The 15,569-nt window shown below is 48.6% G+C and carries 14 protein-coding genes; 7 read left to right on the top strand and 7 right to left on the bottom strand.

The window, feature by feature from the left end:
• Positions 1-219: 219 nt before the first annotated feature.
• The gene (locus DYD62_RS13215; protein WP_132038739.1) at positions 220-807 is read left to right on the top strand and encodes a hypothetical protein; all 588 of its coding nucleotides are present in this window, start codon (positions 220-222) and stop codon (positions 805-807) included.
• 342 nt (positions 808-1,149) lie between these two features.
• Positions 1,150-1,446, top strand: coding sequence for a hypothetical protein (locus DYD62_RS23650; protein ID WP_132038740.1), 297 nt, complete (start codon positions 1,150-1,152; stop codon positions 1,444-1,446).
• A 24-nt stretch (positions 1,447-1,470) separates the two neighbouring features.
• Here the strand turns inward: DYD62_RS23650 and DYD62_RS13205 are convergent, their stop codons facing one another.
• The 6 genes from DYD62_RS13205 to ppsR form a co-directional block, all read right to left on the bottom strand.
• Complete coding sequence (locus DYD62_RS13205; protein WP_115227763.1) at positions 1,471-1,746, bottom strand: hypothetical protein; 276 nt, start codon at positions 1,744-1,746, stop codon at positions 1,471-1,473.
• A 64-nt stretch (positions 1,747-1,810) separates the two neighbouring features.
• Positions 1,811-2,728, bottom strand: a complete 918-nt coding sequence (map, locus tag DYD62_RS13200; protein WP_267896117.1) for a type I methionyl aminopeptidase — start codon at positions 2,726-2,728, stop codon at positions 1,811-1,813.
• Positions 2,700-2,960, bottom strand: coding sequence for a cell division topological specificity factor MinE (minE, locus tag DYD62_RS13195; protein ID WP_099399765.1), 261 nt, complete (start codon positions 2,958-2,960; stop codon positions 2,700-2,702). Before minE ends, map begins: the two co-directional genes overlap by 29 nt.
• Before the next feature lie 3 nt (positions 2,961-2,963).
• A complete protein-coding gene (gene minD, locus DYD62_RS13190; protein ID WP_099399764.1) occupies positions 2,964-3,773 on the bottom strand; it encodes a septum site-determining protein MinD in 810 nt (269 codons plus the stop codon).
• Positions 3,774-3,796: 23 nt separating this feature from the next.
• Positions 3,797-4,510 (bottom strand): septum site-determining protein MinC, encoded by a 714-nt coding sequence (gene minC / locus DYD62_RS13185; RefSeq protein WP_115227762.1) that lies wholly within the window; start codon positions 4,508-4,510, stop codon positions 3,797-3,799.
• Between the two features lie 179 nt (positions 4,511-4,689).
• Complete coding sequence (ppsR, locus tag DYD62_RS13180) at positions 4,690-5,508, bottom strand: posphoenolpyruvate synthetase regulatory kinase/phosphorylase PpsR (protein WP_099399773.1); 819 nt, start codon at positions 5,506-5,508, stop codon at positions 4,690-4,692.
• Between the two features lie 314 nt (positions 5,509-5,822).
• On the opposite strand from ppsR, the gene ppsA reads away from it, so the two are divergent.
• The 5 genes from ppsA to DYD62_RS13155 all read left to right on the top strand — a co-directional run bounded on the left by ppsA (position 5,823) and on the right by DYD62_RS13155 (position 14,171).
• Positions 5,823-8,195 carry a phosphoenolpyruvate synthase gene (gene ppsA, locus DYD62_RS13175; protein WP_115228302.1) on the top strand — a complete coding sequence of 791 codons (2,373 nt, stop codon included), beginning with the start codon at positions 5,823-5,825 and terminating at the stop codon, positions 8,193-8,195.
• 142 nt (positions 8,196-8,337) lie between these two features.
• The gene (locus DYD62_RS13170) at positions 8,338-9,543 is read left to right on the top strand and encodes an aspartate aminotransferase family protein (RefSeq protein ID WP_115227761.1); all 1,206 of its coding nucleotides are present in this window, start codon (positions 8,338-8,340) and stop codon (positions 9,541-9,543) included.
• A gap of 211 nt (positions 9,544-9,754) precedes the next feature.
• Positions 9,755-11,002, top strand: a complete 1,248-nt coding sequence (locus DYD62_RS13165) for a hypothetical protein (RefSeq protein WP_132038741.1) — start codon at positions 9,755-9,757, stop codon at positions 11,000-11,002.
• A gap of 10 nt (positions 11,003-11,012) precedes the next feature.
• Entirely contained in the window at positions 11,013-11,432 is a 420-nt protein-coding gene (locus tag DYD62_RS13160; protein WP_115227759.1) for a type 2 periplasmic-binding domain-containing protein, read from the top strand.
• A 48-nt stretch (positions 11,433-11,480) separates the two neighbouring features.
• A complete protein-coding gene (locus DYD62_RS13155; protein ID WP_115227758.1) occupies positions 11,481-14,171 on the top strand; it encodes a response regulator in 2,691 nt (896 codons plus the stop codon).
• A 33-nt stretch (positions 14,172-14,204) separates the two neighbouring features.
• Here the strand turns inward: DYD62_RS13155 and DYD62_RS13150 are convergent, their stop codons facing one another.
• Positions 14,205-15,557, bottom strand: coding sequence for an efflux transporter outer membrane subunit (locus DYD62_RS13150; protein ID WP_115227757.1), 1,353 nt, complete (start codon positions 15,555-15,557; stop codon positions 14,205-14,207).
• Positions 15,558-15,569: the final 12 nt, after the last annotated feature.

Raw genomic sequence — 15,569 nt, 5'->3', positions numbered from 1 at the left:
TTTGGTCAGGTATTTAAATAGGCAAAACTGTTTTGTGGTGTTTTCTAGGTGCTACCTTCTTTTTTCTGGGTAGTTTATGGTAATAGTTCTCGTTCATTGTCTTTAAAAATGAATGGCATAATAGAAACGACGGGGCATAAAAGCATGATGCAATGCCCCTTGTGTTTGATTGAGTTGCTGACACACACATTTATTATTGATTCTAAGAGGGCTGTTTTTTTGATTGAGTTGAAACTGAATAATCTGGCGGGTGTTCTGGGTGGCGTTTTGCTGCTGTTTTTTAACATCCATGCGTTTGCTGCGGGTAATAAGGTGGCGCTTGCATCCACACCGGCAGAACGCGTTCTGGCGAAGCCTTTGTTTCATTCTGCTAGCGCAGCGCATAGTGCGCCGCTGGTGATTGACCGGGGTTTATTCAGGCAATTAAGCGTGGCCCCTGATGCAAGTATGTTGCCTGATGCCAAAGCAAAACGGGCTGAAAAAAAGCGCGTGTTGAAAGAGTCCGCTATGGCCAGTGCATTAAGACAATATGAGAAAGAAGAAAATCAGAGGCGCAGGGAGCGCGCTATTGATGCCTCACGCAAGCAGGCTGCAGTGGCAAATGCACTGCGGGAAAGGGGGTGTGATCAGCCGCCATTAGTCACTCAGTCGGAATGCGTTGCTGCGGTTAATCAGCTTTCTGCCCTGGGTGCTTTGAGGTTGCCAAAACAGCCTGTGGGAACGATGGGTGGGTTTGATTCAGACGTGCCGCCCAGCGTAGGGGGCTACTGTGATGATAATGGAAAGTGTGATACCTACACTTATTGATCAGGGGGCTGGTATTCGTGGAGCACGATGCGGTTGTGTTTAATAAAAGGAGCGGGTGTGTTTACTACGTTTAGAAAAAGTACTTATGGGGTTGGGGTGTCGGGTTTATTTGTTCTATGCCTGAGCCCGTTAAGTTTTGCGGCTGAAGTGTCTGCCCCATCTGTAAGTATTGCATTAAGTCAGCCAGCACAGGGTGCAGCGGATGCACAAACGAGTAATGCCCCTCTGGCGCATGCCATTGCCGCACAAGCTGCGGCTCACGCAGAGCTTGAGTTGCCTGCATCCTTGGGGTTTGGCCATAAAGGGGAGGATCAGCAGGGTGAAATTGTGATTGATCACCGCATGTTTAAGCGTCTGCGCACGGCAAAAGATGCTGATGTTTTGCCTAGTTCAAAGGAAAAGGCGTTACAAGAGAGCAAAGAGATGCGCTCGAAACTTGAAAAAAGTGCTTTTGCAGAGGCTTTGGAAAAGGCTGAGCAAGAAGAAGAGGCCCGCGCTGATCGGGCAAAAAGAGAACAAAATTATTTAGAAATGCAGCAGATGCAGCGATACGAGTGTAACTCTGTGCCAAATCAATATAAGTGCGCGCCTCAGGTGAGTGGTGTGCCTTTTTCTCAGCGGGGGCGTTTATTTCCCTGAGCGTGTGATCGCGCGGGAAAATGCTTATTTAATCATCAGCAAAAAGTAAGTGATCGGTGGGATAAGTAGCCCCATGCCGGATAAAAGCATTTTCCCTGGCCACGCCGCAATCTGCCAGCGGCGCAGGCAATACACGGCCGCCAGCGGAAAAACAGCCAGCATGCCTGCAGCCCATAGCCAGTTTTTATGCCCCAATGCGGTCATTAAAGACACCATCAGCCCCACAAAACACAGCGCTACACCAATAGAAAACACAATCACAAGTAGGCCAATCAGCCAAGGTGAAGTAAGAAGAAGCACGGTTTTGTCCCTGTGTTTAATCGTGATGCGGGCAAGCTTAAAAGAGTTGCCTGCCCGGCATTTCTTAGATGGCGTAGCTGTCCGGGCGCTCTGGTGTGCCTTCCGATTGGGTCAGAATTTCATAGCCAGTTTCGGTCACTAAAATGGTGTGTTCCCATTGTGCGGACAGGCTGCGGTCTTTGGTGACGATGGTCCAGCCATCGCTCATACCTTTGATGTCGCGCTTGCCCGCATTAATCATGGGCTCAATCGTAAAGATCATACCTGCCTTCATTTCCGGGCCGGTGCCCGCTTTGCCATAGTGCAAAACTTGCGGATCTTCATGAAATTTTGTGCCGATGCCATGGCCGCAGAATTCACGCACCACGGAGTAACCCGCGCCTTCGGCGTACTTCTGAATGGCCGCACCAATATCGCCAAAGCGTGCGCCAGGCTTAACCTGATCAATCCCAATCCACATGGCGTTATAAGTGACTTTAGCAAGGCGGCGCGCGGGAGCTGAAACATCGCCCACCAGATACATACGGCTGTTATCGCCGTGGTAGCCATCTTTGATCACGGTAATATCTAGATTTACGCAATCGCCGCTCTTGAGCGGCTTGTCGGCAGGAATGCCGTGGCAAACCACCTGATTGACCGAAGTGCAAATCGCTTTTGGATAAGGCGTGTAGCCTGGCGGGCAGTAGTTGAGCGGCGCAGGAATAGTGCCCTGCACATCGCGCATATATTCGTGGCAAAGACGATCGATTTCAGCCGTGGTAACGCCCACTTTTACAAATGGGGTAATGTAATCCAGTACTTCGCTGGCTAATTTGCCAGCAACGCGCATCTTGGCGATGTCGTCGGCGTTTTTAATAACAATGCTCATGATGTGGGCCTCAAAATAGCGAAGAGAGTGCTGGCAGTGCCGGCCTCTCTTCGGGGTGTTCTTTAATGATAGTAATTCTTGTGCCTTAGCGCTTATTGGCTTCTGGCAGCACAATGTTTACTTCTAATACTTCAAAGTCATCTTTGCGATCAAGCTGCACAATGATGTCTTCTGGATTGATTGCCACGTATTTAGAAATGACGGCAATCAGTTCTTTTTGCAATTGGGGCAGATAATCCGGGGTATTTCTACCGTTTCTTTCATGCGCCAGAATAATCTGCAGGCGTTCGCGTGCTACGGACGCCGTTTTTTTCTTTTCACCAAAGAAATAGCTCAAAATAGACATGCATTAACCCCCGAATAACCGTTTCCAGAACGGTGCCTTGGGTGTTTCAATAAAACGCAATGGACGCTCTTCACCCAGGAAACGGGCGACCACATCTTTGTAAGCCTCAGAAACATCGCTGCCCGCCAAGTGAATGGCCGGGCTGCCCGAGTTAGACGCTTGCAAGACGCTTTCGGATTCTGGAATCACACCAATCAATTTAATACGCAGCAGATGCTGCACATCATCCAGCGATAACATTTCGCCAGAATCAACACGCTTCGGACTATAGCGGGTAATCAGCAAATGTGTTTTTACCGTGCCACCGTCTTCGGCTCGTTTGGATTTTGCATCCAAAATACCAATGATACGGTCGGAATCACGTACGGAAGAGACTTCCGGGTTGGTGACCACAATGGCTTCTTCGGCAAAATACAGCGCCATAAACGCGCCGGTTTCGATGCCGGCTGGGCTGTCGCAAATAATGTAATCAAAGCCGGTGTGTTCAAGTTCTTTCAGAACTTTCTCTACGCCTTCTTTGGATAGTTCGTCTTTATCGCGGGTTTGCGATGCGGGCAGGATGTAAAGATTGTCACAATTTTTGTCTTTAATCAGCGCCTGATTCAGCGTGGCTTCGCCTTTGATAACGTTTACAAAATCGTAAACAACACGGCGCTCGCAGCCCATGATTAAATCGAGATTGCGCAGGCCCACATCAAAATCAATGACGGCGGTTTTAAAGCCGCGCAAAGCTAGGCCGGAAGCAAAGCTCGCGCTGGTAGTGGTTTTGCCCACGCCTCCCTTGCCGGATGTGATAACGATGATTTTTGCCACTGTAAATCCCCTGAATTTTTTATTTAATTAGTTTCGCTTAAAGCTTCGATCACGATTTTTTCCTGATCGAGATAAATTTGTGCCGGCTTGGTTCTGATTGAACTAGGCAGGTCTTCTTGCAATGAGCGGTAAATGCCGGCAATTGAAACCAGCTCTGCTTCCATGCAGGTAGTAAAAATTCTGGCCTGATTATCGCCTTTTGCGCCTGCCAGTGCACGGCCGCGTAAGGGCGCATAGACGTGAATGTTGCCATCTGCAATGACTTCGGCTCCTGCAGACACCAATGCCAGCACAATTAAATCGCCACCCTTGGCATAAACCTGCTGCCCGGTTCGTACCGGGCGGGTAATGACCAGTGCCGGAGGAGGGGGCGGCGCTTTATTGACGGCAGGCAGGGGGGCAGAGATTGAATCGTCTTGTAAAACAACCAATCCTGCGGCCGATGCGGCTAACTTTTGATCGCTGTTGCCGCCATGCACGGCAATGGGCAGTAGGCTGAATTGCTGCAAAAGCCGCACCAGCGTGCCCATTTCAAGCGCAGAAGGCAGCTCGGGCAGGCTGGTGAAATCAATAATCAGTTGTTCGCCCGCTAAAAAGTGCTCGCGCCCGCCCAGTTTTTCAAACAGAGCGGCTTCTAATTTTGCAGGGTCAAGTGTGGCCGGGACGAAAGACAGTAGTTTAATGCTGCTGCTTTTAAATTCAAAAATGCTGTCTAAATCAGTAGCAGGATTTGTCATGCGCGTAAGCCAGGTAAGCGTTTGATCGGTGAAGTGTGAGAGTTTACCGTGTAGCGCTACGTCAAGGAAGCTGTGTTATGGCGTAAGCGCAAATGAATGATATACGGGGCCGGGGCTGATGCTTCATATCCACAGTTTGCGGGATTTTGTGCAGTGGGCAAGGCCCACTGCCGTCACTTTTAATACGTGCGTCTTACAAGGCCCGTTCTGTGCATGATGGTGGTGGCCAGCTCTTCAATCGACATCCTGGTGGTATTAAGGTAGGGCACGCCCACATGGCGCATCAGGGCTTCGGCTTCTGCGATTTCAAAACGGCAGTTTTCAACGGATGAATACTTGCTGGCGGGTTTTCTTTCTTCGCGGATTTCGCCAAGGCGCTCAGGCTCAATGGTTAAGCCAAATAATTTGTTTCTGTAGGGGAGTAGCAATTTGGGCATGGTATGGTTGCCAAAATCTTCGGGAGTCAGCGGGTAGTTAGCGGCTTTAATCCCAAATTGCAGCGCCAGATAGAGGCAGGTTGGTGTTTTTCCTGATCTGGAAACGCCAACCAAAATCAAATCGGCTTCAGATAAATCTCTGGGCATCACGCCATCGTCGTGGTTGAGCGTGAAATTAACCGCGTCGATTCGGTTTTTGTATTCTTCAAAATTAACAATCGCATGCGATTTACCTACGGTATGCGATGAATCCTGGCCAAGCTCAGCTTCTAAGGGGCCGATAAACATTTCAAAGAAATCGATCACCAGTGCTTCAGGAACGTGGGTCAGCTTGCGGATCACCGGATCAACCACCGTACTGAAAACCAGCGGCCTGCAGCCATCAATCACGGAATGCTTGCGGATTTCCAGTGCGACTTCCATGGCTTTGGCCGGGGTGTCCACATAGGGAAGAGTGACGCGATGGAAGGTAACGTCTTCAAATTGCGTAAGCAGTGAGTGGCCGAGCATTTCGGCAGTAATACCAGTTCGATCGGAGACAAAGAAAGCCGTTCGACGCATCGTAAATCTCCAAATATTTAAGCGTATAAAGCTTACCGATTGGCTTTCGGTAGGCTGTCCGTAAAAGCATGTTTTGCAATAAAAAACGCGATTCTGAGGTGTTTCACGCACTTTTTATTTCGATAGTAAGCTTTTCGTCTAAAAATGCAAGAAAACTGTTGTAAGGCAAGTCTTGAGTACAGCCAGGGAATAATTCCGTCTGTGCACAAGTAATGGATTTTCCTGTAATGGTTTATCCTGAGTTTTCTCTGGGCGCTCTCAGCCTAAAATGCACTCAGTTTATCGCAACGCAACATTTCAATAAGGCCCGCACCATGTCCGAACGCTATGTGATCGATTTCGCTCATCTGCGCATGCACGATGTAGAACAAGTAGGCGGTAAAAACGCCTCGCTCGGTGAGATGATCTCTCAGCTTACAGAAAAAGGCGTTCGTGTACCCGGTGGTTTTGCGACCACCGCTGCAGCATACCGGCAATTTCTGGCCCAACAAGGGCTTGCGGATCGTATCGATGCGATCATGAGCACCTTGGATGTCGATGATGTCCGTGCGCTTGCCACGGTAGGTAAGCAAATTCGTAGCTGGATTTTGGAAACGCCTTTCCCCGAACAATTAGAAGCCGAGATTCGTGAGCATTATAAACTGCTTGGCGACGATGTAACTGTTGCAGTGCGATCTTCTGCGACCGCCGAAGATTTACCTGATGCATCATTTGCGGGTCAGCAAGAAACATTCTTGAATATCCGTGGCTTTGAAAATGTTTTAGTGGCGATGAAAGAAGTCTTTGCATCCCTCTACAACGACCGCGCTATTTCCTACCGCGTACACAAAGGCTTTGATCATAAACTGGTCGCCTTGTCTGCAGGTATTCAGCGCATGGTGCGCTCGGACGTGGGCGCTGCCGGCGTGTTATTTACCATTGATACCGAAACCGGTTTTGATCAGGTGGTGTTTGTCACGGCCTCTTATGGCCTTGGCGAAACCGTGGTGCAGGGTGCGGTTAATCCTGATGAGTTTTACGTGCATAAGCCAACGCTGCGCGCTGGCCGCCCGGCGATTGTGCGTCGCCATTTAGGCGGTAAAGCCATCAAGATGGAATTCGATCTTGAAGCGGTTGCAGGCAAATCTGTTAAAACCGTTGATGTTGATCCAGCTGAGCGTCGTAAGTTTTCGATCAGCGATGCAGAAGTAGAAGAATTGGCTGGCTACGCCCTGACGATTGAAGAACACTATGGCCGTGCCATGGATGTGGAATGGGGCCGCGACGGGATTGATGGCAAGCTCTACATCCTGCAAGCGCGCCCGGAAACAGTGAAATCGCAAGAAAGCAATGCCGAAAAACTGACCAAATTCCGCATGCTGGAAAGCGGCAAGGTGCTGGCTGAAGGCCGCTCCGTAGGGCAAAAAATTGGCCAGGGCCGTGTTCGTGTGATTCGTGACGTGTCTGAAATGGACCGTGTAGAAGCAGGTGATGTGCTGGTTTCTGATATGACCGATCCTGATTGGGAGCCGGTTATGAAACGTGCTTCGGCCATCGTGACCAACCGTGGTGGCCGTACCTGCCACGCCGCAATTATTGCGCGTGAATTAGGTATTCCGGCCGTGGTAGGGTGTGGTGACGCAACTCGCGTCTTAAAAGAAGGTGATCTGGTCACCGTATCATGTGCCGAAGGCGATACTGGTAATGTCTACGAAGGGATTCTGAAGTTTGAGCGTATGGATACTTCGCTCAGTCATATGCCAGAATCGCCCGTTAAAATTATGATGAACGTGGGTAACCCAGAGCTGGCGTTTGAATTTTGCCAGTTGCCGAATGAAGGCGTGGGCTTGGCGCGTTTAGAATTTATCATTAACCGCATGATTGGCGTGCATCCAAAGGCACTGCTGGCCTACCCACATTTGCAGCCTGAGCTGAAAGCGCAGGTTGAAGAGCGTATTGCGGGCTATCGCACGGCCGTTGATTTTTATGTTGATAAGCTGGCTGAAGGGATTTCCACGCTTGCTGCTGCTTACTCGCCGAAAAAAGTCATTGTGCGCTTGTCAGACTTTAAGTCGAACGAATACGCTAATTTGATCGGTGGTACAGAATACGAGCCACACGAAGAAAACCCGATGATTGGTTTCCGTGGTGCAGCGCGCTATGTGGATAAGAGCTTCCGTGATTGCTTTGAGCTGGAATGCCGCGCCGTTAAAAAAGTACGCGATGTAATGGGCCTGACCAATGTGGAAGTGATGATTCCCTTTGTCCGAACCCTGAAAGAAGCCGAATGCGTGATCGAATTGCTGGAGCGTAATGGTCTGAAGCGTGGCGAAAACGGCTTGCGTGTGATCATGATGTGCGAGATTCCTGCTAATGCGGTGCTGGCTGATCAATTCCTTCACTTCTTTGATGGGTTCTCGATTGGCTCTAACGACATGACTCAGCTGACGCTGGGGATTGACCGTGATTCAGGTGGCCCGGTTTCAACTTCTTTTGACGAGCGTGATGATGCGGTGAAAGCCATGTTGTCGATGGCGATTAAAGCCTGCCGCAAAGCCAATAAATACGTGGGGATTTGTGGCCAAGGCCCATCGGATCACCCTGATTTCGCGCAGTGGCTGGTAGAAGAAGGAATCGAAACGATTTCTCTGAATCCAGATACCGTAGTGGAAACATGGTTGTATTTATCAGGTGCAGCAGCAAAATAAGCTGAACAGCCCCTTTTATTAAAGGAAAGGGGCTGTTTAGCATTGCAATTAATACGCTTGAGTATTGAATAAAGCATCAGCGGCGGGTTACGATACAAAATCGGACCCGCCGTTTTTATGTTTATTTAAATAAGGAAAGAATATGTCCCATACCCGCGCCGATTTTGACCAGTATATGGTCCCTAATTACGCCCCCGCAGCCTTTGTACCGGTGCGCGGTGCGGGCAGCCGAGTTTGGGATCAGACTGATCGCGAGTATGTGGATTTAACCGGTGGAATTGCGGTGAATGCCCTTGGGCATTGCCATCCGGCGCTGGTGGCTGCGCTGAACGAGCAGGGCAGTAAGCTCTGGCATCTCTCTAACGCCTTTACCAATGAGCCTGCGCTTGACCTGGCCCAAAAGCTGGTTGATGCCACGTTTGCTGATCGCGTGTTCTTTTGTAACTCGGGCGCTGAAGCCAATGAAGCGGCGCTTAAATTAGCCCGCCGCGCCGCAATTGAGCGTTTTGGTGATAAAAAACACAAAGTATTGTCAGCGCTGAATTCATTTCATGGCCGTACCTTTTTTACTGTCTGCGTGGGTGGGCAGCCTAAGTATTCCGACGGTTTTGGCCCAAAGCCAGCCGGTATTGAATACTTTGAATACAATAATCTGGCCGCTTTAGAAGCGCTGATCGACGACGAAACCGCTTGCGTCATTATCGAGCCCATTCAGGGCGAGGGCGGTGTGTTGCCTGCGACGGCCGAGTTTATTGCTGGCGTGCGTGCCCTCTGTGATAAACACCATGCCTTTCTGATTTTTGATGAAGTGCAAAGCGGTGCTGGTCGTACCGGCAGCCTTTATGCTTATCAGGAATACGGCGTGGTGCCGGATATTCTGACTAGTGCCAAAGGCATTGGCGGTGGCTTTCCTCTGGGCTGCATGCTTACCACTACCGACATCGCCAAGCATCTGGCTGTAGGTACGCATGGCACGACTTATGGTGGCAATCCTTTGGCTTGTGCAGTAGGTAATGCTCTGCTGGATGTGGTGAATACACCTGCTGTGCTGGAGGGCGTTAAAGCCAGACGTGAGCTGTTTGTGGCGGGTATTGCCAAAATCAACGCGCAATATCCAGTATTTGACGAAGTGCGCGGCATGGGCTTATTGATTGGTGCAGAGCTTAAGCCCGCTTTTGCTGGCAAGGCTAAAGATTTATTAAATCTGGCGGTTAAAGAAGGCCTGATGATTTTAATGGCTGGCCCGAATGTCATCCGCTTTGCGCCTTCTTTAGTGATTACAGAAGCGGATATCAGCGAGGGAATGCAACGCTTTGAGCGGGCTGTGGCGGCTTTTGTTGCTGCGTAAAGACTGAATTGATTAAAACGCCTCATCAGAGGCGTTTTTTTTGCCTGTAACTTTCATTATCCCTATGCTTGGTAAGCTTCAAGAAGGGTTTTCGTGTTTTTTTGTTATAAAAACCAGATTAAGCAGCCAGAGCTTGATGTTATGCGCTTCTTAGCTATCTTCAAGGAGGTGTCAGTATAAAGTTGGGTAAAGCAGGAGCCGGGAAAGGAAGATGTTCAGATACTTGATTCGATATCCTTTGATGTTGTTGTTGATGCTGCTACCCGGCTTGGGGCGGGCAGAGGAATACGCTGAGCAAGATCTGTTTTCGCTGAGTGGCTTTGCCACCTTGGGCGCGGTTTATAACAGCACCGATCAGGCCGATTTTTTACGAGATTTATCGCAGCGGGAAGGTGCAGGTTACACACGGCAGCTTGATTTTGGCTTGGATTCCTTATTAGGCCTGCAGCTGGATGCAAAAATTAATGCAGAAGTTTCTGCATCGGCTCAGCTTCTCAGCCATCGGCGCTATGACAATAGCTACACCCCTGAATTAAATTGGGGTTTTGTTAAATATACCCCAAATGACAGTGTGCAAGCGCGTATCGGGCGGCTGGGTTTTGATGTGTATATGCAGGCAGACTCAAGGAGTGTGGGGTATTCCTATTTGCCGGTGCGCCCGCCGGTGGATTATTACGGTGGCTTGCCTATCAGCTATCTGGATGGCGTGGATGTTGTTTTAAAACATCCCATAGGAGAGGGCATTGCGCGGCTTGAATTAGCCATGGGCTATGCCCGCGAAAAGCTTCCCGTTCAGGGTTCAGATCACTCACTGGATTTAAGTGGCTCACCGCTCTGGGGTGGGTATTTAGATTATCAATTACAAAACTGGCAATTCAGAGTGGGCTATGCCCGCTTAAATTTGGAAAATGAATTACCCGATTTAGATCTGTTGCTAAATGTATTGCGCTCGCCTCAGCTTCAGTCCTTTCCTGGCCCTGCACAATTTGCAGACGATGCCATGATTAAAGGGAAAATGGTTGAATTTATCTCAGCCGGTATGATTTATGATAATGGTCCTTTGCAAATTCAGCTGATGCTGCGCAGATTATTAGCGACCACCATTTCTTACCCGGATAATGATGCCGGATATTTAATGCTGGCTTATCGCGTTGGCCCGTTTACCCCCTATGTTTCTTATTCCATCGTCAAACCTAAAGTCATTAAGCACGATGTGGGGTTGCCAGATATACCTGCATTTTCTCAGGTTAATGGTTTATCTAGGCTGATTCAGCCTTATCCTTTGAACGATCAATCTACCTATTCTTTGGGTGTGCGTTACGATGTAATGCGCAATTTAGATCTTAAATTTCAAGTCGATCGGGTTGATGGCCGGGATTCATTTCAGTGGGCAAATAAACAGCCTAGCTGGGATGGACGCGCAACCATTTACAGCTTGACCTTAGATTTTATTTTCTAAGGTGATCTTGATGAGAAACCTCTTTTTCTTTATCAGCCTTTTATTTGCAAATATAGCGTGGGGTAGCGATTGGGTAGTGATTGTGCATCCTAATAGCGGCGTTACACAATTGAGCAAAGCAGAAGTTATTAATATCTTTATGGGCCGCTATCGTAAATTTCCATCCGGGCAAAGCGCAATGCCTTTGGATGTACTGCACCCTGTATCAGGAAGAGAGCAATTTTATCGTGGTTTATTAAATAAGGAATTAGCCGAGGTCGATTCTTATTGGGCCCGGCTTAAGTTTTCAGGGCAGGTTGCCCCGCCCTTGCTCATAGAAAACAGTGATGCAGTGATTCAAATGGTGGCAAGTAATATTAATTATATAGCCTATTGCGATAAGAGTAAGGTCACCGACAAAGTGAAAGTTGTTTTTGATTTTAACCGGTGATAAAAGCGATATGCCTTTGTTTTTTGCAAATTTCGCAAAGCGATTGGTATGCTGAATGTATTTAGTACCAGCTTGGTTTTTCGCAGCGCAGCTATTGTGCTTTGTATCGCCTTACTTGCCGGTGCTGTTTTCTCAGGTATGACTTATGTGGTAATGGCAAAAAAAGAGCGCGCTCAGCATCAAATACGCATGAATGAATTACTCAGTACGGTTGAAGACACCGTAAAAATAGCCTGTTTTTTAAATGATAAAAATTTGGCCGCAGAAGTCGGGCGGGGCCTGCTTAAAAATCATTTTATCAGCCAGGTAATGATTCAGAATGACAGTCATATTCTGGCTCAGGTAGGCGAGGTTAAAGAAGATTTACAATTATTAGGTGGCGGGCAAATCGTACGGCAAGTCACATCGCCATTTAATTCCCAGGAAGTGGTTTGCAAAATCATGCTGGATTTAAATCCGGATGTGATTCAGCAAAGCGTGGCCGAGCGCTCCTTGCTGGTGGTTTATTTACTGCTGATGCAGGCTTTTGTTGTAGCCTGCGCGGTAGTGCTGATGGTCCTTAAATTGATTACCCGGCCCATTAAAAACATCTCTGACCGTTTGCATCATTTATCTGCTGAATTAGGCGCAAAATTAAATATTCCTGCCGGACATCAGCACGATGAAATTGGGCGGTTGGTTGATGACGTTAATGCATTATTAAACCGCCTTGTGATGATTTTAGATGATGAGCGCAATTTGCGAATTCAGCGTGGGATTGAAGAAAAGAAATTCAGGGCCATTTTTGAAAATGCTGAAACCGGTATTTTTGTTGTAGATCGTTTTGGCCGTTTATATTCTTATAATCGGGCCTTTGCCCGTGTGCTTGGGCTGAAAGAGCCCTCGCTGTCTCATTCCCCTGTCAGAATGCTGCAGGAATATATGGGAGAAGCTTCGGCTAAATGTTGCGAGTTGATTGAATTATCGCTGAGAGAAAACAAAGGCGTAAGTGAAGATATTTTTGTGTCTTTTATCGAGGAGAAAGAAAATAAATGGCTGAGCTTGGTGCTAAATCCGATTGAAGAAGATATGTTGCAGGGTTTGTTAAATGATATATCCGATCGGAAAAGGGTAGAAGAATCAACCCGGCAATTAGCCATGACATTAAGAGAGGCCAAGTTGGCCGCAGACAGGGCTAATCAGACAAAAAGTGACTTTCTGGCGAATATGAGCCATGAAATACGCACCCCCCTGAATGCTATTCTGGGGTTTTCTGCCTTACTGCTGGATACCGAACTGACCCCACAGCAAAAGGACTTTTTAGAATCAATTAATACCGGCGGAGATGCATTATTATCACAAATTAATGATTTGCTGGATTTTTCTAAAATTGAAGCGGGTAAATTAGAGCTGGAATATATTGATTTTGATTTGCGCCGCTCTATTGAAGAATCACTGGAGTTAGTGGCCGCTAAAGCCGTTGAGAAAAGATTGGAATTGGTCGGCCTTGTTGATCCTTCGGTTCCATGGCGGCTGAATGGCGATCCGGTGCGGCTGAGGCAGATTGTTTTAAACCTGCTTAATAATGCGATTAAATTTAGCTCTGCTGGCCCTGTATTAATCCGAGTCAGGGCACAGGCGGTATATCATGATCAATATCAATTGCATATCGAAGTGGAAGATCATGGTATTGGAATTGATCCAGAAATAAGAGCGATTTTATTTCAGCCTTTTTCTCAGGCAGATGCCTCCACGACGCGTCGTTTTGGTGGAACAGGGCTTGGGCTTTCAATCTGTAAACGTCTTGCGGAAGCGATGGGCGGAAAAATAGATGTGATCAGCGAGCCCAATAAAGGCGCTACTTTCTGGTTTGAAATTATATTAAACCGTGCCAAGGTTAATGTGTTACCGCCTTCTTTGCCATTAAGTTTAAAAGGAAAGCGGGTTTTAATTGTGGATGATTTAGCAGCAAACCGGGAATTACTCTCGCTGCAATTGCAATCTATGGGTTTAGAAACCGAAGCTTTTGGCTCGGCTGTGGCGGCTTTACTCAGGCTCAATGAAGGTAATGATTTTAGTGTGGCCTTTCTGGATGGCCATATGCCTTATATGGATGGCTTCTCGCTGGCTAAATCCATTAATGCAATGCCTGCCCATGCCGATATGCCGCTGGTGTTGTTAAGCTCTATTGGCGGCGTGGGGCAAACGGGTATGGCTCAGCAGGCAGGATTCACCGCGTTTTTAAGTAAACCGATTCGCACATCGCAATTATACGGTTGCCTAGAAGTGGTGTTTAGTTTGTCCGAGGGAAAGCCTCCCGCGCGTGAATTGCTGACAATGGGTGTGATTGAAGAGCAAAGGGCGGTGATTAAGCCCTATTTATTGCTGGCAGAGGATAATTTATTAAATCAGAAAATTGCCGTATTAATGCTAGAGAAAATGGGTTTCCGGGTTGATGTGGTGGGCGATGGTTTGGCCGCTGTGAAAGCCGTTGAGCAGCAAAATTATGATTTGGTGCTGATGGATTGCCAGATGCCGGAAATGGATGGTTTTGAGGCGACACGTACAATCCGTAATTTAGAAAATGATAAAAAAAATATAGTTATTCTAGCCCTGACCGCAAATGCCTTTAAAGAAGATATGCGGCGTTGCCTTGATGCAGGCATGAATGGATTTTTATCTAAGCCCATCAGCATTGATGCGCTGCAATTAGAAATAGAAAAATGGCTGCCTGTGAAATACATCCAGGGCCATTTATAAAGCCGGTATTGAGCCGGCTTTATTTTGGATTTTTTATTGCAGTGCGCTTTCTCCTCCCAAAGCTTTATACAGGGCGACTTGCGCCAGAAGCTGATCCCGTTTTGCGGCAATCAGCTCCAGCCTGCCATTAAATAAGTTTCTCTCGCTATCAAGCACCGTTAGGTAATCGCTGTAGCCATTGTCGTAGCGCATGATGGCCAGTTTGAGCTGGCGTTCTAAGGCCTTGATCTGGCGCTGCTGCCCTTGGGTTTTTTTCATGCTGAACTGGCGGCTTTTCAGTGCAGCCAAGGTGTCGGCAAAGGCATTTTGAACGGCAAGCTGGTAGCCTGCTGCTGCGGCTTTATCTTTTGCCTTGGCCTGATCAATTTGCGCTGCGTTGAGGCCCCCGTCAAACAGGGGCATGGAAAGATTGCCCGCAAATTGCCAGGTTTTGCTGCCCGCAGCAAATAAATCAGTTAAAGGATGGCTGGCCACACCCAGCAGACCGGATAAGGAAATGCGCGGAAACCATGCCGCACGGGCCGCGGCTACTTCTGCATGGCTGGCACGCAGCGTGGCTTCTGCTTGGGCAATGTCGGGCCGACGCAGCAAGAGGTCTGATGGAATACTCGCTGTGATAGGGCTGCTGTTGTTGATTTCGCTGATGCTTTTGCCGCGCGGAATACCTGCTTCAATCAGCGCTCTGGGGGAAAGGCCGCAGAGCACAGAGAGTGCGCTTTCTAATTGGGCAATCTGGCTTTGGTACTGAGGCACAATGGCTTGTGCGGTGGCCAGATCGCTTTCTGCCTGACGGGTTTCCAGCTCGCTGATCAGCCCGCCCTTAAAACGGGTTGTTTGTAGGGAAAATGCTTTTTGGCGGGCTTCTGCGGTTTGCTTTGCCACGACCAGCTGTGCATCTGAGGCGCGCAAATTAATATAGCTTTGGGCTACGTCTGCTATGAGCGCCAGCTGCAGGCCAGTATGTGCGGCCTGGCTGGATAAAAACTGTTGCCTTGCCGCCTCGGTTTCATTGGCCAGCCGGCCCCATAAGTCCAGCTCCCAGCTTGCTGCGCCAGCTAGGTGAAATCGGGCAGGCACATCATCGCGCTGACGCTGCGTACCGGCTTGTAAATTAAGGCTCGGCCATTCTGCAGACTGACTGATGCCTAAGCGGGCACGGGCTTCATCTATATTCGCCACGGCCATGGCCAGGCTGGCATTGTGCTGCAAAGCCTGGCCGATCAATGTATTAAGTACTGGGTCGTTAAAGCTGGCCTCGCCAGGATCTGCTAGAGGAAGCGCGTTTTGCATCCGGGGCAGATCAAGCTTGGGCAGGGTTTGTTCAGGACTGATGGCACATGCGGTGCAAAGCAGGGCCAGTAGGCTGGCAATCAGGGAGTGTTTCATCGTGAAGATCTC

Origin of the sequence: Iodobacter fluviatilis (assembly GCF_900451195.1) — a bacterium.
GTDB classification, from domain to species: Bacteria; Pseudomonadota; Gammaproteobacteria; order Burkholderiales; family Chitinibacteraceae; genus Iodobacter; species Iodobacter fluviatilis.
This window is presented reverse-complemented; position numbering and strand designations above follow the sequence as displayed.